The sequence below is a fragment of the Pseudomonas sp. AK106 genome (assembly GCF_053903055.1).
The window spans coordinates 2,598,106-2,617,179 of the sequence record NZ_CP096426.1 but is presented as its reverse complement, the minus strand read 5'-3'; the positions used below and the strand labels follow the sequence as shown (position 1 = coordinate 2,617,179).

16 protein-coding genes and 1 riboswitch are annotated in these 19,074 nt (G+C 62.9%); of the genes, 10 read left to right on the top strand and 6 right to left on the bottom strand.

The annotated features are described in order from the left end of the window. Positions 1-168: 168 nt before the first annotated feature. The 3 genes from M1E04_RS11745 to M1E04_RS11735 all read left to right on the top strand — a co-directional run bounded on the left by M1E04_RS11745 (position 169) and on the right by M1E04_RS11735 (position 4,315). The gene (locus M1E04_RS11745; RefSeq protein WP_074883050.1) at positions 169-1,755 is read left to right on the top strand and encodes an ABC-F family ATPase; all 1,587 of its coding nucleotides are present in this window, start codon (positions 169-171) and stop codon (positions 1,753-1,755) included. 321 nt (positions 1,756-2,076) lie between these two features. Then, entirely contained in the window at positions 2,077-3,303 is a 1,227-nt protein-coding gene (locus tag M1E04_RS11740; RefSeq protein WP_456293037.1) for an MFS transporter, read from the top strand. 262 nt (positions 3,304-3,565) lie between these two features. Continuing rightward, positions 3,566-4,315, top strand: a complete 750-nt coding sequence (locus tag M1E04_RS11735; protein WP_296310054.1) for an endonuclease/exonuclease/phosphatase family protein — start codon at positions 3,566-3,568, stop codon at positions 4,313-4,315. 12 nt (positions 4,316-4,327) lie between these two features. Here the strand turns inward: M1E04_RS11735 and M1E04_RS11730 are convergent, their stop codons facing one another. After that, positions 4,328-4,492 carry a hypothetical protein gene (locus M1E04_RS11730; protein ID WP_167355805.1) on the bottom strand — a complete coding sequence of 55 codons (165 nt, stop codon included), beginning with the start codon at positions 4,490-4,492 and terminating at the stop codon, positions 4,328-4,330. Positions 4,493-4,718: 226 nt separating this feature from the next. Here M1E04_RS11730 and M1E04_RS11725 point away from each other — a divergent pair, with 226 nt between their 5' ends. The 5 genes from M1E04_RS11725 to M1E04_RS11705 all read left to right on the top strand — a co-directional run bounded on the left by M1E04_RS11725 (position 4,719) and on the right by M1E04_RS11705 (position 9,903). Then, the gene (locus M1E04_RS11725; protein WP_065990399.1) at positions 4,719-5,714 is read left to right on the top strand and encodes an aldo/keto reductase; all 996 of its coding nucleotides are present in this window, start codon (positions 4,719-4,721) and stop codon (positions 5,712-5,714) included. 60 nt (positions 5,715-5,774) lie between these two features. Then, entirely contained in the window at positions 5,775-6,497 is a 723-nt protein-coding gene (locus M1E04_RS11720) for an aspartate/glutamate racemase family protein (protein ID WP_456293036.1), read from the top strand. 220 nt (positions 6,498-6,717) lie between these two features. Further along, positions 6,718-6,911: riboswitch (cobalamin riboswitch) on the top strand. A gap of 144 nt (positions 6,912-7,055) precedes the next feature. Further along, the gene (locus M1E04_RS11715; RefSeq protein WP_369319028.1) at positions 7,056-8,057 is read left to right on the top strand and encodes an ABC transporter substrate-binding protein; all 1,002 of its coding nucleotides are present in this window, start codon (positions 7,056-7,058) and stop codon (positions 8,055-8,057) included. A gap of 11 nt (positions 8,058-8,068) precedes the next feature. Next, positions 8,069-9,100 carry a FecCD family ABC transporter permease gene (locus M1E04_RS11710; RefSeq protein ID WP_296310043.1) on the top strand — a complete coding sequence of 344 codons (1,032 nt, stop codon included), beginning with the start codon at positions 8,069-8,071 and terminating at the stop codon, positions 9,098-9,100. Further along, positions 9,097-9,903 (top strand): ABC transporter ATP-binding protein, encoded by an 807-nt coding sequence (locus M1E04_RS11705; protein ID WP_456293035.1) that lies wholly within the window; start codon positions 9,097-9,099, stop codon positions 9,901-9,903. The genes M1E04_RS11710 and M1E04_RS11705 overlap by 4 nt, the downstream gene beginning before the upstream one ends. A gap of 567 nt (positions 9,904-10,470) precedes the next feature. Here M1E04_RS11705 and M1E04_RS11700 read toward each other — a convergent pair. Together M1E04_RS11700 and M1E04_RS11695 are read right to left on the bottom strand one after the other, a co-directional pair. Further along, positions 10,471-11,745 (bottom strand): glucarate dehydratase family protein, encoded by a 1,275-nt coding sequence (locus M1E04_RS11700; protein ID WP_456293034.1) that lies wholly within the window; start codon positions 11,743-11,745, stop codon positions 10,471-10,473. A 31-nt stretch (positions 11,746-11,776) separates the two neighbouring features. Then, complete coding sequence (locus M1E04_RS11695) at positions 11,777-13,120, bottom strand: MFS transporter (protein WP_456293183.1); 1,344 nt, start codon at positions 13,118-13,120, stop codon at positions 11,777-11,779. 169 nt (positions 13,121-13,289) lie between these two features. On the opposite strand from M1E04_RS11695, the gene M1E04_RS11690 reads away from it, so the two are divergent. Next, a complete protein-coding gene (locus M1E04_RS11690; protein WP_456293033.1) occupies positions 13,290-14,198 on the top strand; it encodes a LysR substrate-binding domain-containing protein in 909 nt (302 codons plus the stop codon). Positions 14,199-14,291: 93 nt separating this feature from the next. On the opposite strand, the gene M1E04_RS11685 is transcribed toward M1E04_RS11690, so the two are convergent. Next, positions 14,292-15,581: an MFS transporter gene (locus M1E04_RS11685; protein WP_065990385.1), complete on the bottom strand. Its 1,290-nt coding sequence runs from the start codon at positions 15,579-15,581 to the stop codon at positions 14,292-14,294. 337 nt (positions 15,582-15,918) lie between these two features. Between M1E04_RS11685 and uxuA the strand changes: the two genes are divergently transcribed. Further along, positions 15,919-16,962, top strand: coding sequence for a mannonate dehydratase (gene uxuA, locus M1E04_RS11680; protein WP_456293032.1), 1,044 nt, complete (start codon positions 15,919-15,921; stop codon positions 16,960-16,962). Between the two features lie 43 nt (positions 16,963-17,005). Here uxuA and M1E04_RS11675 read toward each other — a convergent pair whose 3' ends face one another. Together M1E04_RS11675 and M1E04_RS11670 are read right to left on the bottom strand one after the other, a co-directional pair. After that, positions 17,006-17,713: a FadR/GntR family transcriptional regulator gene (locus M1E04_RS11675; RefSeq protein ID WP_456293031.1), complete on the bottom strand. Its 708-nt coding sequence runs from the start codon at positions 17,711-17,713 to the stop codon at positions 17,006-17,008. 223 nt (positions 17,714-17,936) lie between these two features. Next, positions 17,937-19,067: a mannitol dehydrogenase family protein gene (locus M1E04_RS11670; RefSeq protein ID WP_456293030.1), complete on the bottom strand. Its 1,131-nt coding sequence runs from the start codon at positions 19,065-19,067 to the stop codon at positions 17,937-17,939. Positions 19,068-19,074: the final 7 nt, after the last annotated feature.

Here is a 19,074-nt window from a genome sequence, read left to right as displayed (position 1 = left end):
GGTCACCCGCTGAACCCGTATCGGACGCTGCTCCCGTTCACCCATCTTCATCAGGTCATGTCGCCGTCATCGGTGACGTGCAGGCTGCTGGTTGGATCACGAGCAATCGCCACCAGGCGTCGAAGGCCATCGCCAATCAGCCCCTTGTAAACAATCCAGGATAAGCAATTGATTTCCACAGCTAACATCACCATGCAGTTTGGCGCCAAGCCGCTGTTCGAGAACGTTTCGGTCAAATTCGGCGGTGGCAACCGCTATGGCCTCATCGGCGCCAATGGCTGTGGCAAGTCCACCTTCATGAAGATCCTCGGCGGCGATCTGGAGCCGTCCGGCGGCCAGGTGATGCTCGAGCCGAACGTGCGCCTGGGTAAATTGCGTCAGGACCAGTTCGCCTACGAAGACTTCTCTGTCATCGACACCGTGATCATGGGTCACGAAGAGCTGTGGAAGGTCAAGGCCGAGCGCGATCGCATCTATTCGCTGCCGGAAATGACCGAAGAAGACGGCATGGCCGTGGCCGAGCTGGAAACCGAATTTGCTGAAATGGACGGCTACACCGCCGAATCCCGCGCCGGCGAGCTGTTGCTCGGTCTGGGCATCGGCATCGAGCAGCACTTCGGCCCGATGAGCGAGGTCTCCCCTGGCTGGAAGCTGCGCGTATTGCTGGCCCAGGCGCTGTTCTCCGACCCCGAAGTGCTGTTGCTCGACGAACCGACCAACCACCTGGACATCAACACGATTCGCTGGCTGGAAAACATCCTGACCCAGCGCTCCAGCCTGATGATCATCATTTCTCACGACCGTCACTTCCTCAACAGCGTGTGCACCCACATGGCTGACCTGGATTACGGCGAGCTGCGCCTGTTCCCGGGCAACTACGACGAATACATGACCGTGGCGACCCAGTCCCGCGAGCAGTTGCTGTCGGACAACGCCAAGAAGAAAGCCCAGATTTCCGAGCTGCAGTCGTTCGTCAGCCGCTTCTCGGCCAACGCCTCGAAAGCCAAGCAGGCCACCTCCCGTGCCAAGGCGATCGACAAGATCCAGCTGGCCGAGGTCAAGCCTTCGAGTCGCGTCAGCCCGTTCATCCGCTTTGATCAGAACAAGAAGCTGCACCGTCAGGCGGTCATCATTGACCAAATGGCCAAAGGCTTCGACGGCAAGCCACTGTTCAAGAACTTCAGCTTCCAGGTTGAAGCCGGCGAGCGCGTTGCGATCATCGGCCCGAACGGGATCGGTAAAACCACCCTGCTGCGCACCTTGGTCAATGAACTGACCCCGGATGCCGGCACGATCAAGTGGACCGATGCCGCAGAGCTGGGTTACTACGCCCAGGACCACGCCCACGACTTCGAAGACGATGTCACCCTCTTCGACTGGATGGGCCAATGGACTCAAGGTGAACAAGTCATTCGTGGCACCCTGGGCCGGATGCTGTTCTCTAACGACGAGATCCTCAAGTCGGTCAAGGTGATCTCCGGTGGTGAGCAAGGCCGCATGCTGTTCGGCAAGCTGATCCTGCAGAAGCCGAACGTGCTGATCATGGACGAGCCGACCAACCACCTGGACATGGAGTCGATCGAGGCGCTGAACCTGGCGCTGGAGAACTACCCGGGAACGCTGATCTTCGTCAGCCACGACCGCGAGTTCGTATCGTCCCTGGCCACCCGCATCATCGAGTTGAGCCCAAGTGGCGTGACCGACTTCAGCGGCACCTACGACGATTACCTGCGCAGCCAGGGCGTCGCGTTCTGATCAGGGCAATCCGCTGACAGAGTGAAGCTGACACCAAGGAGCCCCGTCCACCGTGACGGGGCTTTTTTGTGACAGTGGGACCGGCGTTGGCCGGGAAGACGCCAGGCCAGGCGCCGCCAATCCTGCGGTGTGACCTCCGACGCGTTCCCGGCTAAAGCCGGTCCTACGAAGGCAAATGCGAACACTCGTAGGACCGGCTTTAGCCGGGAACGGGCAAGTCCGGCCGCCGTCTGACCCCGGATAAAAACCGTTAGCCAGCTTTCATTTCCCGACCCCACGGGCGATGATGCGGCACTCCCACCGCTCCAGCGAAGAGTCCCCATGTCTGCCGCCCAGCCGCCTGTTTCGCCTGTCAACACGCCTGCCAGCGACGCCAGTTCGATGGCGATCACCCTGCAAATCATCTCCATCGTCGTCTACACCTTCATTGCCTTCCTGTGCATCGGTCTGCCCATCGCGGTGATGCCCGGTTACGTGCACAACCAGCTGGGTTTCAGCGCGGTGGTCGCGGGGCTGGTGATCGGTGCGCAGTACCTGGCGACGCTGTTGAGTCGCCCGGTGGCCGGGCGTATCTGCGACACCATCGGCACCAAGCGCGCCATCGTTTACGGGCTGTCCGGCATCGCGTTGAGCGGCGTGCTGACCCTGGCGGCGATCCTCCTGGAGCGTTTCGCAGACGTCAGCCTGACAATCCTGATCATCGCCCGCCTGTTTCTCGGCGCGTCCCAGGGCTTGATCGGCGTGGGCACCATCAGCTGGTGCATCGGCCAGGTCGGTTCGGAGCACACCGCCCGCTCGATTTCCTGGAATGGCATTGCGTCATACGGCGCCATCGCCATTGGCGCTCCCCTTGGCGTGGTGATGGTCGGAGCGCTGGGCTTTGCCAGCCTGGGGTTGGTGCTGTTCGTCCTGGCGGCCGGGGCGTTGCTGTTGATCCGCAACAAAACGGCGATCCCGGTGGTGCGCGGCGAGCGCCTGCCGTTCTTCTCGGTGTTCGGTCGGGTGGCGCCGTTTGGCCTGAGCCTGACCCTGTCCTCCATCGGCTACGGCACGCTGACGACGTTCATCACGTTGTTTTACGTGGCCCGTGGCTGGGAAGGCGCGGCCTGGTGCCTGACGGTGTTCGGCATCTGTTTCATCGTCGCGCGTTTGCTGTTCATCAACGCGATCAACCGCTTTGGCGGCTTTCGCTCGGCGATCGTCTGCATCACCGTGGAAACCCTGGGTCTGTTGCTGCTCTGGCTGGCACCCGACACCACCTTCGCCCTGATCGGCGCAGGGCTGACCGGTTTTGGTCTGTCGCTGGTCTATCCTGCTCTGGGCGTGGAAGCCATCAAGCAGGTGCCCAACAGCAGTCGCGGTGCCGGGCTCAGCGCTTACGCGGTGTTCTTCGACCTCGCGCTGGCCATTGCCGGACCGCTGATGGGTGCCGTGGCGCTGGGCATGGGCTATGGCTGGATTTTTTTCTTCGCGGCGTTGTTGTCGGTGGCGGCATTGGCACTGGCGGTGGTGCTGTCGCGCAGGACGCCGGTCGATACGCGGGTGTAGCGCCCGGGCGGTGTAAAAGCTTCCCGGCTGAAGCCGGTCCCACTGGATCAAGGCATCCCGGCTAAAGCCGGTCCTACAGAGGGAAGCGGCCGGCGATCATGCCACTAAATGTCTGTTGAAATCCCCCGGCTAGAGCCGGTCCCACCTAAAAGCTGAACTGCCGCCTCGCGCCCCGGTCGGAATAGCACATCCCCCGAACAGGAGTGAGGGCGTGACCCACGACCCCTCTGGCTCGAACGCTACCCCTCCGGACCCGGCCACGTTGCGCGAAGTCCACAAACTGCGCGTGCTGACCGTGAACACCCACAAGGGCTTCACTGCACTGAACCGGCGTTTCATCCTGCCGGAATTGCGTGAGGCCGTGCGCAGCACCGGTGCCGATCTGGTGTTTCTCCAGGAAGTCCTCGGCGGCCATGACCGCCATGCCGCCAAGTACGAAGACTGGCCCGACACGCCGCACTACGAATTTCTCGCCGACAGCATGTGGACGGACTTCGCCTATGGCCGCAACGCGGTCTACCCCGACGGTCACCACGGCAACGCGCTGCTGTCCAAATACCCGATCCTCCATTACCGCAATCTGGACATTTCCATCACCGGGCCGGAGCGCCGCGGCCTCTTGCATTGCGTGCTGCAGGTGCCGGGGCATGCGGAAGTCCATGCGATTTGTGTGCACCTCAGCCTGTTGGAGAGCCATCGGCAATTGCAGCTGAACCTGCTCTGCGACCTGCTTGACTCCCTGCCCGAGGACGCCCCGGTGGTCATCGCCGGCGATTTCAACGACTGGCAGCTGCAGGGCAACAAGCGCCTGCAGCGCTGCGGCTACCTCCACGAAGCCTTCGAGCGCAGTCAGGGGCGGTTGGCGAAGACCTATCCGGCGCGCTTCCCGATGCTGCGCCTTGACCGTATCTATTTGCGCAACGCCACCAGCCACCATCCGAAAATCCTCGGCACGCGGCCGTGGACGCATTTGTCCGATCACCTGCCGCTGGCGGTCGAAGTGCATCTGTAATGAGTTGCTTCCTTATTTATCCGGATCAATCAGGGGAACCGTGGCGTCGCGATCAAACTGGGAACCCGGGTCTTCGTTACCCGGATCCATATCGGCATCGAGTTCCGTTTCCGGCTCATCGGGCTGATGCCCAGGGTGCGGTGCAAGCGGTGCAGCATCGGGGGAGTGAGATTGCATGGCAGTTTCCTCGTTTCGGTAGGTTTGCTGAAGACTCTATTCAATGCGTGGAGCTTAGCAGGCGCCTCAGGTGCAACAAGACCGGTCGACACTATCAAGAACACCTATGGCAATCAGCAGTCAGTAAACAAGCCTCGCCGCCTTCGTCGCGCTGTTCCTTATCGGGCGAAGACGGCGTCATGAGCCGCGCATCCAGACACGCCTCACCGCACAGGAAAAAATCCCCATGAGTCTGCACGACAAGATCATCGGCCGCCTCGGCTTTGGCTCCGCGCCCTTGGGCAATATGTTTCGCACCATTGACGAAGACGAAGCGGCAGCCACCGTTCAATCCGCCTGGGACCAGGGCATCCGCTATTTCGACACCGCACCCATCTACGGCGCCGGCCTGTCCGAGCAGCGTGTGGGCAAGGCACTGGCGGGCATCCCCCGCGACCAGTACACCTTGAGCACCAAAGTCGGCCGGCTGATTTCCGATGAGATCGACACCGAAACGCGCAGTGGTCCGTTCGCCGAAGGCCTGAAAAACAAGATTGTCACCGACTACTCCGCCGACGCCACGTTGCGTTCCATTGAAGCGAGCCTGAAACGGCTGAACACTGACCGACTGGATATCGTGTTTGTCCACGACGTCGCCCAGGACGCCCATGGCGATGCCTGGATCGAGCATTTCAACATCGCTCGCACCGGCGCTTTCCGCGCCCTCACCCGCCTGCGCGAGGAAGGGGTGATCAAGGCCTGGGGCCTGGGCGTCAACCGCGTCGAGCCGTGCGAACTGACCCTGGATCTGGAAGAAGCCCAGCCCGACGGCTTCCTGCTCGCCGGCCGTTATTCGCTGCTCGACCATGACCAGCCGCTGCAAAGGCTGTTCGACAAGGCCCGCCAGCACAACGCCGAGTTCGTCGTCGGCGGGCCTTACAGCTCCGGCGTGCTGGTGGGCGGCAAGCATTTCGAGTACCAGGAAGCGTCCCAGGCGATGCTCGACAAGGTCGCGCACATTCAGGAAATCGCTCGGCAGTATCAGGTCGACATCAAGTCCGCAGCGCTGCAGTTCGTTCTCGCCAACCCCCTGGTGGCGGCGGTGATTCCGGGCGCGAGCCGGCCGTCGCGGATCATCGAAGACGTTACTGCGCTCAACGCACAGGTGCCGGATGGTTTCTGGCAAGCCATGCGCGATCAGGGCTTCATTGCCCTGCAGGCGCCGGTCCCCGGCAAAGACTGATATCGTGGCCAATGACGCCGGGCCAGACGCCCGGCTTTGTTCCCTGCGCGAGATCTGTCCATGCGAATTCTGATCGTCAACGTCAACACCACCGCATCCATGACCGAGACCATCGCCGAGCAGGCCCGCAGCGTGGCCTCGCCCGGCACCGAGATCATTGGTCTGACCCCACGCTTCGGCGCCGAGTCGGTGGAAGGCAATTTTGAAAGTTACCTGGCGGCCATCGCAGTGATGGACCGGGTCATGTCCTACGAAGGGCCTTATGACGCGGTGATTCAGGCCGGTTATGGCGAGCATGGCCGCGAAGGTTTGCAGGAGCTGCTCGACGTGCCGGTGGTGGACATCACCGAAGCGGCGGCCAGCCTGGCGATGCTGCTGGGGCACAAATACGCGGTAGTCACCACGCTGGACCGCACCGTGCCGCTGATCGAAGACCGCCTGAAGCTGGCCGGGGTGTACGAGCGCTGCGCCTCGGTGCGGGCCAGCGGCATGAGCGTGCTGGAGCTGGAGGAATCGCCGGAGCGTGCGGTCGAGGCCATCGTCGAGCAGGCCATCGAAGCGGTGAAACGGGACAAGGCCGAGGTGATCTGCCTGGGCTGTGGCGGCATGGCCGGGCTGGATCAACTCATCCGCGAACGCGCGGGCGTGCCGGTGGTGGATGGGGTCACCGCAGCGGTGGCACTGGCGGAATCGCTGGTGCGTCTGGGATTGAAGACCTCCAAAGTGCGGACCTACGCCACGCCACGGCCGAAGAAGATCGTCGGTTGGCCGTTTAAGCTCTAAGCCGGTGGTGTTGAGCTCACGCCGATGGCGCTGCAAACACATACCTTGTGGGAGCGAGCTTGCTCGCGAAGACGGCATTCCAGCCGTTGAAGATCAAGTGAATGTACCGCCTCTTCGTGAGCAAGCTCACTCCCACAGGTGTTGCGTCCGTCCAGTTACTGCGAGGTGCCAATACATCTCCGGCACACCACCGCTGCATTCGCCTCCACCCGCCGAATCGTTTAGTATCCCCGCCGCCGGTTTCCACTCGGAATTAATAGGGAATCCCGGGCGCGTCATCGCGCTTAAACGGAACTGTCCCCGCAACTGTAGGCGCCGAGCCCTGCTTCCTGTTTGCCACTGGGTCACCCCGGGAAGGCCGAAGCATGGCAATGAAGCGCCAGTCAGGAGACCTGCCGGCCAGCATATTCATTCACCGGCGGGGTGTCCGGGGAAGGACTCCCGTTCGTGCGTCGTTTCGCGCACGCTGTGCGCGCCCCCACTTTCAGGGCGCCTGCCGGGATGGACTTTCCAGCGCCTGCTTCGCCAAGCAATCAGGCTTTCTGGAGATCGCTGTTCATGCCGCTGCGCCGCCTCGCCGCCCTGTTCGTCACGCTGACCTTGCCCACCGCCGCGCTCGCGGCGTCGACGGCCTACCCCTTGACCGTGGACAACTGTGGCGAAGCGCTGACGTTCAACCACGCGCCGCAGAAAACCGTGACCATCGGCCAGGCCGCCACCGAAATGCTCTATGCCCTTGGCCTGGGCCCGAAGGTCGTGGGCACGTCACTGTGGTTCAACCCCGTCCTGCCCCAGTACCAAGCCCTCAACGACGGCATCGAGCGCCTGGCCGACAATGCGCCGAGCTTCGAATCGGTGATCGGCAAACGCCCGGATTTCGTCCCGGTGCAGTTTGAGTGGATGGTCGGCCCACAGGGCGCGGTCGGCACCCGCGAGCAGTTTCGCGATTTAGGCATTCCTACCTACATCCTGCCCTCCGATTGCGAGGGCAAGAACAACCGGGTCGGCGCCGACGGCACGCGCCTCGAAGCCTTCCGCATCGAAACGCTGTACAAAAGCCTCGGTCAGCTGGCGCAGATCTTCGATGTGCAAGACCGTGGCGAGCACCTGATCGCGGATTATCAGGGGCGGCTGGCCAAAGCTGTGGCGCAGGCAAAAGCCCATGCCAACCCACCCGTCTCGGCGGTGTTCTGGTTTTCCAGCCCTGACATCAACGTCGATCCGTACGTGGCCGGGCGCAAGGGCATTCCCAACTTCATGCTCGACACCCTCGGCATGCGCAACGTCATCGACTCCGATGAGGAATGGCCGACCGTGGGCTGGGAAACCATCGCCAAGGCCAACCCGACCGTGCTGGTCATCGCGCGCATGGACCGCCGCCGCTTCCCGGCTGACGATCACGAGAAGAAGCTGGCCTTCCTCCGCTCTGATCCGGTCACCCGCAATATGGATGCAGTGAAAAACAATCGCATCGTGATCATGGACGCCAGCGCCATGGAGTCCAGCGTGCGGCTGTTTGACGGTATCGAACAGCTGGCCGGGGCCACTCTCGCGCCATGACGTCTGTCGGCATGCTCCGGTCGAGCGTCGTCCGCATCTTCGGGCATGGCGCTTGGGCCATCGCATTACTGGCGTTGGCGGTGCTCGCGGGCGTGGCGATCGGCGAGACGTCGATCAGCCTGCCGGTGATCATTCAGGTGCTGGCGAACAAGCTGTGGGCCGCGGGTTTTCCTCTGGACCCGATCGATGAGGGCATTGTCTGGAATTACCGGCTGACCCGGGCCATCGTTGCCGCCACCTGCGGCGCAGGGCTGGCGGTGTCGGGCGTGGTTTTGCAATCGCTGCTGCGCAACCCCCTGGCCGATCCCTACTTGCTGGGCATTTCTGCCGGTGCTTCAACCGGCGCGGTCTTGGTGGCGATCATCGGCATCGGTGCCGGGACGATCTCCCTGTCCACCGGCGCCTTTGCCGGGGCGATTGCCGCCTTTGCGCTGGTCGCCCTGCTCGCCCGCTCCTCTCGGGGCCAGACCGCTGCGGGCCAGATCATCCTGGCGGGCATTGCCGGGTCCCAGCTGTTCAACGCCCTGACGTCCTTCCTGATCACCAAGTCGGCCAATGCCGAGCAGGCCCGCGGGATCATGTTCTGGCTGCTGGGCAATCTCAGCGGCGTGCGCTGGTCGTCGGTGGCGCTGTCGGTGCCGGTCGTGGTCCTCGGTTTGCTGGTGTGCCTGTGGCATCGGCGCGCGCTGGATGCGTTCACGTTTGGCAGCGATTCGGCCGCGTCCCTGGGCATTCCGGTGCGCCGGGTGCAGGCGGTGCTGATCCTCACCGCCGCACTGATGACGGCGGTGATGGTGTCGATTGTCGGCTCCATCGGCTTCGTCGGTCTGGTGATTCCCCATGCGGTGCGCCTGGTGGCGGGTGTGCGCCATGCCCGGTTGCTGCCCTTGAGCGCCCTGATCGGCGCGCTGTTCATGATTGCCGCCGATGTGCTGTCGCGCACCTTGATCAAGGGTCAGGTGTTGCCGATCGGGGTCATCACGGCGCTGGTGGGCGCGCCGGTGTTTGCCATGATTCTGGTCCGCGGGAATCGTCCTCGATGAACGCCCGCCAGGAGGTGTCCGGCGCCATGCTCGAAGGCAGCGACCTGAGTTACTCGGTCAAGGGCGCGCCACTGCTCAGCGGGGTGAGCCTGGCGATTCGGCCGGGGGAAAACCTGGGGGTCGTCGGGCCGAATGGCTCGGGGAAGTCGACGCTGCTGAAGTTGCTGGCGGGGATTCAAACGCCGTCCCAGGGCGACGTTCGCCTGGGTGGTCAGCGCTTGTCGGCGTTGAGCCGGCGAGACATTGCGCGGCAGGTGGCGGTGGTGGAGCAGCATGCGCAGACGGGGGATTCGATCAGTCTGTTGCAGGCGGTTGAGCTGGGCCGTACGCCGTGGCTGTCAGCGCTGGCGCCGTGGGGTGAGGTTGATGACCGGATTGTGGCGCAGGCGTTGGCGGATGTGAGTGTGCAGCATCTGGCGCATCGGGCGTGGCATACGTTGTCGGGCGGGGAGCAGCAGCGCGGGCATATTGCGCGGGCGCTGGCGCAGCGGCCGCAGGTGTTGTTGCTGGATGAGCCGACGAATCATTTGGATATTCAGCAGCAGTTGTCGATTTTGCGGTTGGTTCAGCAGTTGCCGGTGACGACGGTGGTGGCGTTGCATGATTTGAATCAGGCGTTGGGGTGTGATCGTCTGGCGGTGATGGACGGGGGGCGTTTGGTGGCGCTGGGTTCGCCGTTTGATGTGTTGTCGCCGGAGCTGTTGGGTGAGGTTTTTGGGGTGCGGGGGCATTGGTTGGTTGATCCGTTTGATGGGGCACACGTGTTGAGGCTGAGGGCGCCAGGATCAACGGCGTCGGCCTAACGGCCTCGTTTTCGCCTTCGGCGAGTTACTTGGAAAAGCACCCCAAGTAACCAAGGGTGCTTGCTCCTGGTTGGGCCCTTCGTTCCTCAGGGTTCCCTCACTCCGGTCTCGCTCCGTGGGCCCGCGCCGAACGGGCATCCATGCCCTGACGGCGCTCTCGCCGCATCCATGCGGCTCGGCCCACTCCGCGAGACCTGCGTTCAGCCTGCACCCAAGTCGCGATTGGCGGTGACTGGGCTTTTTGTGCACGAAGATCACAAGCAGATCAAAAGCAGATCAAGAGCAGATCGAGGGCTTCCCGGCTGAAGCCGCTGCTACGGGCGCGTGCGGTCTGTTAGTGGGACCGGCTTTAGCCGGGAAGAGGCCGGTGACGGCAACGGAAATTTCGCTGCCCAACGCTGATCGTTCCCACGCTCTGCGTGGGGATACATCCGGCACTGGAGGATCTTCGGGTTTTTCCAAAGGGGACTGATTTATTTACAACGCTTTACCGTAAATTAATCTGTCCCCGGTCTGTCTGTGTTTGGTCTCGCTTGCGACCCGCCCTGGTACTGACTCCCTCCAACCTCAATACCGTGGCTTCACCGCCTTCCACTCCGGTTTGTATTTCTGCATCTGCCGGACATCGTCCCGCTGGCGAATGCCGCACGTTAGGTATTGGTCGTTGAGTTTGCCCAGCTGGTCGTAGTCCAGCTCCAGTCCCAACCCGGGCTCGCGGGTGAGGTGGACGCAGCCGTCGATGATGGGGAGTTTGCCGCCTTTGATGACTTCTTCGTCCGGTTCTTGCCACGGGTAGTGGGTGTCGCAGGCGAAGTCGAGGTTGGGGACGGCGGCGGCGACGTGGGTCATGGCCATGAGGCTGATACCCAGGTGGGAGTTGGAGTGCATGGAGACGCCGAGGCCGAAGGTGTCGCACATTTTTGCCAGCGCCTGGGTGTCGCGCAGGCCGCCCCAGTAATGGTGGTCGGCGAGGACGATCTGCACGCTGTTCAGCGCGACGCTGCGGCGGAATTCGTCGAAGTCGGTGACGACCATGTTGGTCGCCAGCGGCAGGCCGGTACGTTTATGCAGTTCGGCCATGCCGTCCAGCCCGGGGGTCGGGTCTTCGTAGTATTGCAGGTCGTCGCCGAGCAGTTCGGCCATGCGGATCGAGGTGTCCAGGGACCAGTTACCGTTGGGGTCGATGCGCAGCGGATAGCCCGGGAATGCCTTTTTCAGCGCCTTGATGCACGCCACTTCGTGTTCCGGGTCCAGCACGCCGGCTTTCAGTTTGATGCTTTTGAAACCGTAGGCGTCGATCATCCGCCGCGCCTGGGCGACGATCTGTTCTTCGCTCAGCGCTTCTCCCCAGCTGTCCGGCGCGTAGGGCGAGTCGGCGTGTTGGGCGTATTTGAAGAACAGGTACGCGCTGAACGGCACGCGGTCGCGAACGGCACCGCCCAGCAGGTCAACCAGCGGCAGATTCATGGAACGTGCCTGCACATCGAGAAACGCCACTTCGAACGCCGAATAGGCATTGCTCACCGCTTTGCTGGCGTGAGAACCCGGCGCCAGCTCGGCACCCGCCATTGAAGCAGGTTTGTTAGCCGCCACCGTAGCGTTGACCACCGCCCGCAAGTGGTTGAGGTTGAACGGGTCCATGCCGACCAACTGGCTTTGCAACTGCTGCTGGATCGCCAGGGCCGGCGCATCGCCGTAGCTTTCGCCGAGGCCGAGGTAGCCGTTGTCGGTTTCGACTTCGATGATCGAGCGCAGGGCGAAGGGCTCGTGGATGCCGCTGGCGTTGAGCAACGGCGGATCGCGGAAGGCAATCGGGGTGACGCTGACGCGTGTGATTTTCAAATGACTTCTCCCGGTCAATCAGGGTTCGAGGCTAGGGTTTAAGACTTGAATGGGGGCTGAGCGCGCTGGCTGCAGGCCGTGGCGCAGCGTCTTCCAGCTTTGGGCGGTATGGGTCGCCCTTCGGCGTGGTACGGGCGAAGAAGATCACCACGGCCGCTACCAGCGAGGTCAGTGCCAGGCCGTACATGCCGCCTTGAATAGAGCCGGTTTTCTGCTCCAGAAAGCCGAACGCGGTGGGCGCCACGAAGCCGCCGAGGTTGCCGATGGAATTGATCAGCGCGATCACGGCCGCAGCGATGCGCGCGTCCAGATAGCCTTGGGGAATGGGCCAGAACAGCGCCGACGCCGCCTTGAAACCGATGGCCGCAAAGCAGATGGCGACGAAGGCGAAAATCGGCCCGCCGACGGTGGACATGAACATCCCGCACGCGGCAATCACCAAGGTGACCGCGACCCACGCCTGTTGATGCTTGAAGCGTGCGGCCAGCGCCGCGAAGCCATACATGGCGACGATCGAGATGATCCACGGAATCGAGTTGAACAGGCCGACTTCGAAATCGCTGAGGCTGCCCATCTTCTTGATCATGCTCGGCAGCCAGAAGGTCGCGCCGTAGATGGTCAGGGCCACGGAAAAGTAGATGAAGCAAAACAGCATGATCTGCCGATCGGCGAGCAGCTTGAAGATCGACGGTTTGATCACTTGTGCCGCTTCCCGGGCGCGCTGTTCGGCGTCGATGGCGCTGATCAGTGCGCCCTTCTCTTCTTCGCTCAGCCACTTGGCGTCGCGGATATGGGACTGCAGCCAGAACCAGACGAAGCCGCACAAGGCGATGGAAGCAAAGCCTTCGATGATGAACATCCACTGCCAGCCGTGCAGGTTCAGACCGCTGACGCCGAGCAATGCACCGGACACCGGCCCGGAAATCACCGACGCAATGGCCGAGCCGCTGAGAAAGATGGCCATGGCCTTGCCGCGTTCGCTGGAAGGCAGCCATTGGGTGAAGTAATAAATGATGCCGGGAAAGAACCCCGCTTCCGCCGCGCCGAGGATGAAGCGCAACACGTAGAAACTGGTTTCGCCACGGACGAAGGCCATGGCCATTGCCGCAGCGCCCCAGGTGAACATGATGCGCGTCAGCCAGGCGCGGGCGCCGAACCGTTGCAGCAGCATGTTCGACGGGACTTCAAACAGCGCGTAGCCGACGAAAAACAGACCGGCGCCGAGCCCGTAGGCGGCGGCGCCGATGCCCAGGTCGGTTTCCATGTGGCTGCGGACGAAGCCGATGTTGACCCGGTCGATGTAGTTGACGATGAACATGATCACGAACAACGGCAACACATGACGCTTCACCTTCGTGGCCGCACGGGCCAGCACGATGGAATCGGCGCTGCTGAGGGGTGCAGGGGTGGGAACGGTGCGGTTCAAGGTGCGACTCCCGGTCTTTGTATTTTTTGTGGGATAGCGTGGAATGAACCGATCATGGACCGAGGCATTGTTCCCGTCTAATCTAGATTGACTGTTGATTGATACCTGGATTAGATCAATGTTCGAGCTCGCCCAGCTGCGCTGCTTCACCACCGTCGCCACCGAACTCAACTTCCGCCGGGCGGCCGAGCGGCTGAACATGACCCAGCCGCCCCTCAGTCGGCAGATCCAGTTGCTAGAGCATTCGCTGGGGGTTCAGCTGTTCAACCGCAACACCCGCAGCGTCGCGTTGACCGCGGCGGGCCGGGCGTTTTTCATCGAAGCGCAGACGCTGCTGGAGCGGGCGCATCAGGCGGCCATCGCGGCGCGGCGCTTTGCCGAAGGCGACATCGGCTCGGTCACTATCAGCTTCGTCGGCAGCGCGGTGTACGAGTTTCTGCCACGGGTCATCGCCGAAGCCCGGCAGAACCAGCCCCACGTGAAAATCTCCCTGACTGAACTCAACACGTACCAGCAACACGAAGCCCTGCGCGCCCGGCGCATCGACCTGGGCATCGTGCGGGCGCCGCTGCTGCAGCCCGGTTACGAGACCGAATGCCTGGTCCGCGAGCCGTTCGTGCTGGCGGTGCCCAGCAGTCATCCGCTGGCGAACGCCCGGAACATCAGCGTGCAGGACCTCGACGCCCAGCCCTTCCTCATGTACTCGCACTCGGCCTACCCGCCGTTCAACGAACTGCTCACCGGCATGTTTCGCTCGGCGCAAGTGGCGCCCGAGTACGTGCAGTGGCTGGGTTCGTCGCTGACCATTCTGGCGCTGGTGAATGCCGGCATGGGCCTGGCGCTGGTGCCGCGCTGCGCCGCCAACGTGGTGTTCAAGGGCGTGACGTTTCGCGACATCGATCTGGGTGAAGGGGTGCAGAGCGAGCTGCATCTGGTGTGGCGCTCGGACAACGACAACCCGGCGTGTCAGATGCTGCTGGAAGCGATTCGCGCCGCGGTGAAAGCCGAAGGGCGCACCGCGCAGTAGGACCGGCTAGAACGCCGACTTGTGGGACCGGCTTTAGCCGGGAAAGCGTCAGTGGGCACCCCGCAGAAGTGGTGCCCGCATCTGTTTCAACATTCAGGTGCGCTGGGCGACCGCCGACGCGTCCAGCGGCGCGGCATCCTCCGGCGTCGTGGAAAACGGCTCGATCTTGCCGACGATGAACAAATAGCTGAACGCCCCCAACAGGGCAAACGCCCCGGCGGTCATCAGCGGCGCGGTGAACGAGCCGTTGCCGATCACCAGCATGAAGCCGGTGAAGGTGGTGATGAAGATCCCGGCGGTGTTCGACGCGAAGTTCTGGATGCCGCCGATCGACGCTACGTGGGCAGGCGACGGCGCCACATCAGCCGGCAGGCACCAGATGCTCGCGCCGGCGAACGCCAGGCTGGCATAGGCCAGACTGAAAAAGCCGAGCATCGCCCAGGTGCTGTCAACGAACACCGACAGCGAAATGCTTGACGACATCAGCATGCCGCCGACGATGCAAGTCTTGCGCGCGGCGGTCAGGCTCCAGCCCCGGCGGTACAGCGCGTCGGACGTCAGTCCGCCGATCCAGCCACCGACGATGGACGCCACCGCCGGGATGGTGCCCAGCGTACCGAGGGATTTCAGCGAGAAACCGCGCTCGGTGACCAGGTAGGTCGGGAACCAGGTGATGAAGAAATAGATCACGAAGTTCAGGCAGAAGAAGCCCAGCATCATCCCCCACAGGGTGCGGTGGCGAAACAGCGACGCCCATTTCACTTTCGGCCGCGCGGCGAGGGTTGCCGCCTTGCCTGCCTCATGCTGCTCGATGGCCGCAACGGCTTGGGGCTCTTTGTAGATCAGAAACCAGCCCACGACCCAGATCAGGCCCACCGCGCCGGTGATGATGAACGACGCGCGCCAGCCCCACAGCTCGATGATCAGCGCCACCAGCGGGATCGACAGCGCCGAGCCGACCCGCGAACCGCTGTCGAAGATGCTGGTGGCAAAGCCGCGCTCCTTGACGTCGAACCACTGGCTGACGATTTTCGCGCAGGACGGATACGCCCCCGCCTCGCCCACGCCGAGCATCAGCCGGCAACCGAACATCGACGCCAGGCTGCTCGCCGCCGCCGTGGCCGCCGTGAACAGCGACCACCAGGCCACCGCGAGGGGCAGCGCGATGCGCGCGCCGACCTTGTCGACGAACCAGCCAAACGGCATTTGCATGAGTGCGTAGGTCCAGAAGAAGCCGCTGAGCAGCAGGCCCATTTGCCCTGAGCCCAAGGCGAGTTCTTTCTGGATGTAAGGGGCGGCAACCGCGAGGTTGGCCCTGTCGATGTAGTTGATGGCCACCGCGAGGAAGCACAGAAAAATTACCAACCAGCGCCCTTTCTGCATGGCGAGTCCTCCTAATTATTTTTATGAGTAAGACGTCGTTTGAGCTTCGCATAGCGCCCTGGCCTTGATTCACACGCTGCTCAACGAGGGATAAAGCACCCGTCGAGAACCGCGGAATTGGCCTGACCAAATATCCGAATGCAGCGGATACTAGACCCGCAAATCGGGTTAGGGAAATCAAAACGGCGATTTATTTGCGGCTTTATGGCTGGACGGTCGGAATTTGCATAATTTGGCCTGACCAATCTATTCTGCTGCGCAAGCCACCTCGGGCCGCTGGCGGCGACGCACTGGCGGTCTTGAGCGGACTGCCCCCCATAACAACAAGGACTGCGCAATGAAGATGACCTTCCGTTGGTACGGCGACAGCGATCCCGTCACCCTGCCCTACATCCGCCAGATCCCCGGCATGACCGGCGTGGTCTCGGCGATCTACGACATCCCGGTGGGCGAGGTCTGGCCGCTGGACAAGATCGCCGCCCTTAAAGCCACGGTGAATGCCCACGGCCTGGAGCTGGAGGTCATCGAGAGCGTGCCGGTCCACGAAGACATAAAGCGTGGCCTACCTTCCCGCGATCAGTTGATCGACAACTACGGCCAGACCCTGCGCAACCTGGCGGCCTGCGGGATCAAGGTGGTTTGCTACAACTTCATGCCGGTGTTCGACTGGACCCGCTCGACCCTGGCCATGGAGCTGCCCGACGGTTCGACCACCCTGGCGTTCGACGTGGCGGTGATCGAGCAGGCGAACCTGGACAACGGCATCAGCCTGCCCGGCTGGGACGTCAGCTATGAGCCGGAGGTCCTGCGCGAGTTGATCAACGAATACGCCCAGGTCGACGAAGCCACCCTGCGCGAACGGCTCGCGTACTTTCTGGAGCGCATCATCCCGGTTGCAAAAGACGCCGGCATCAAGATGGCCCTGCACCCGGACGACCCGCCGCGCTCGATGTTCGGCATGCCGCGGGTGGTGAAGAATCGCGAAGACCTCGCGCACATTTTGGCCATGGTCGATGACCCGGCTAACGGGTTGACCCTGTGTTCAGGCTCCCTCGGCGCCGATCTGGGCAATGACATCCCCTCGCTGGTGCGAGAATTCGGCGGTCAGGGTCGCATTCACTTCGCCCATCTGCGCAATGTGAAGGTCAACGAAGCCGGTGATTTTTTTGAGACCGCACACCGCTCGGAAGACGGCTCGCTGGACATGGCCGAGATCGTCAAGGCTTACGTCGAGACCGGCTTCGAGGGCTATTACCGCCCCGACCACGGACGGATGATCTGGGGCGAAACCGGCAAGCCGGGCTACGGCCTGTACGACCGGGCGCTGGGTGCGGTGTACCTGAATGGCTTGTGGGAAGGGATCCGCAAAACGATGGCGTGAGGCTGAGGATTTTTGAACAGCACCGCCTTGCGGCGGGCGCCTGTTAACGCAGCTCCGCATCCATGCCATCGAGCCAGCGCGCTTCGGAGCGGCGCAGGTGTTCGCGCATGGCGGTCTGGGCGCCAATCAGGTCGCGGGTCTGGACGGCGTGCAGAATGGCTTCGTGTTCGGCCACGGCCATGGCCCAGGTTTCGGTGGTTTCGGAGTGTTCGCTGACATGGGCGGTCAGCGGGCTGTACCGCTCTTCGAACAATGAGGTGATGATGCGCACCAGGGTCGAGTTGCCGCTCATTTTCGCCAGCCGCTGGTGGAACTTGCGGTCGTCGTCCAGCGCCGGCACGCCTTTGAGCGCCCCCTCGCGCATCTTCTCGATGCAACCCTGCAGGTAGCGAAAATCAGCCTTGCTGCCGTGCAGACAGGCCAGCATCACGCTCTCACCTTCGATCAGTGCTCTGGCCTGCATCAGCTCGGACGGGCTCTCGCCCAGCGTGCGGGTTTTGCCTTTGACCCCGAGCAGGTGCTCACAGACGTAGATACCGGAACCCATGCGGATTTCGACGCTGCCTTCGATTTCCAGGGCGATCAGGGCTTCGCGAAGGGATGGCCGGGAGACGCCGAGCAACTGCGCCAGATCGCGCTCGGGAGGCAGGCGCGCGCCAGGGGCGATGCCATGCTTGCGAATGTGCTCGCGCAATCGGTCGGCGGTAATCTGGTACAGGCGGCGTTCGGGTGCGGGGCTTGGCGCGGTCATCAATCACGTTCCATCAGGATGCGCCGGAGGATATCACAGGCGTCGGGGCGCCTTGTGGCGGGACCATGGACGCGGTCATCACTGGATGCACGCGATCTTTTAGTGTGACCGGCTTCAGCCGGGAAGAGGCCAGTGCGTTCACCCTCGATTTTGCGGTGTGCTAATTGACGCCTTCCCGGCTGAAGCCGGTCCCACTATGGAATCTTGGTGTGTCAGGCGGAAATCAATCGGCCAACGCGCCCTTGAGCAGCGGCTGCTCCAATCCCACAATCCCCCGTCCCATTTCAACCACCGGCCAGAACCTGCGGCGTTTCTTCTCTTCGTGGTTTTGCGCGATGTCGGCAATCCGGTGCTGCAGGAACGGGTTGAGAAAACGGTCGCGGACGCTGGCCAGATAGTTGTGCGCCTGATCCCCTTTGCCCTTCGCCGCAAACACGGGCAGCACCTCCCGCTCCCACAGATCCTCCAGGCTCCCGCGCAGCAGCGGGTCGTTCATGGCCTCAAACACCGTCTCGCCCTCAGGCCGGCCATCTTTCGACCAACGTTCGGCCAGCCAGGTGTGCCCCAAATTCAGCATGAACAGCTTGAGCTGCTCGTACTGCTCCAGCTCATCCGTCACCACCACACAAGGATGCCTACACGGCACCACCAGCCCAGGCTGACGCTCAATCGCCCAGATCGCGTACGGCTCGGCAATGGCGCCCACCGGCTGGATGGGCTGCGAGACGATGCGATCCACCAGGGAATTCGCCCAGCGGCAGGTGTCGCGCAGGTAGTGCGCAAACCCGGCGTCGATGCCCCACTCCACCGCCAGTTGAATGATCAGGTCGCGCAGCACATCGCCATTGCGTGACACCAGCTCACAGGGAAACAGCGACAGCGGCGCATCAGGATTCTCCAGCCAGCGGTCATGGAGCAACACCAGCAGTTTCGCCGGAAAACTCCGGGGCGTCGGCGCCTCAGCGGCCAGGCAAGACGCCGTGTCCGCCGCCTCCAGCACATAACCTTTGTCGCCAGTGTTGGAGATCACCACCTGCACGTCGTGCCGAATCGCCTGACGAATCACCGGCCAGTCAGGGCCGGCTTGCAGCGCGCCGGCAATGGAAGTGGACCAAAACTCCTCGTTCACCGTGCGACCGTTTTCTGCGCCCTGAATGCGCACCGGATAACCCGTGCCACCGGCCAGCGCCTGCACCCGCTGCGCGCTGTCGGCGCTGCCAGTGGTTTGCACGACGGTGATTCTGCCCAGCGCTTCGCCCTTCTCCAGGGCCTGGGAAATGAACAGATCGGCATGGGCCTGGAGAAAACGGCTGGTGCCGAACTGCAGGATGGGGGTGAACGGGGTTGCCTGCATGCCCGCG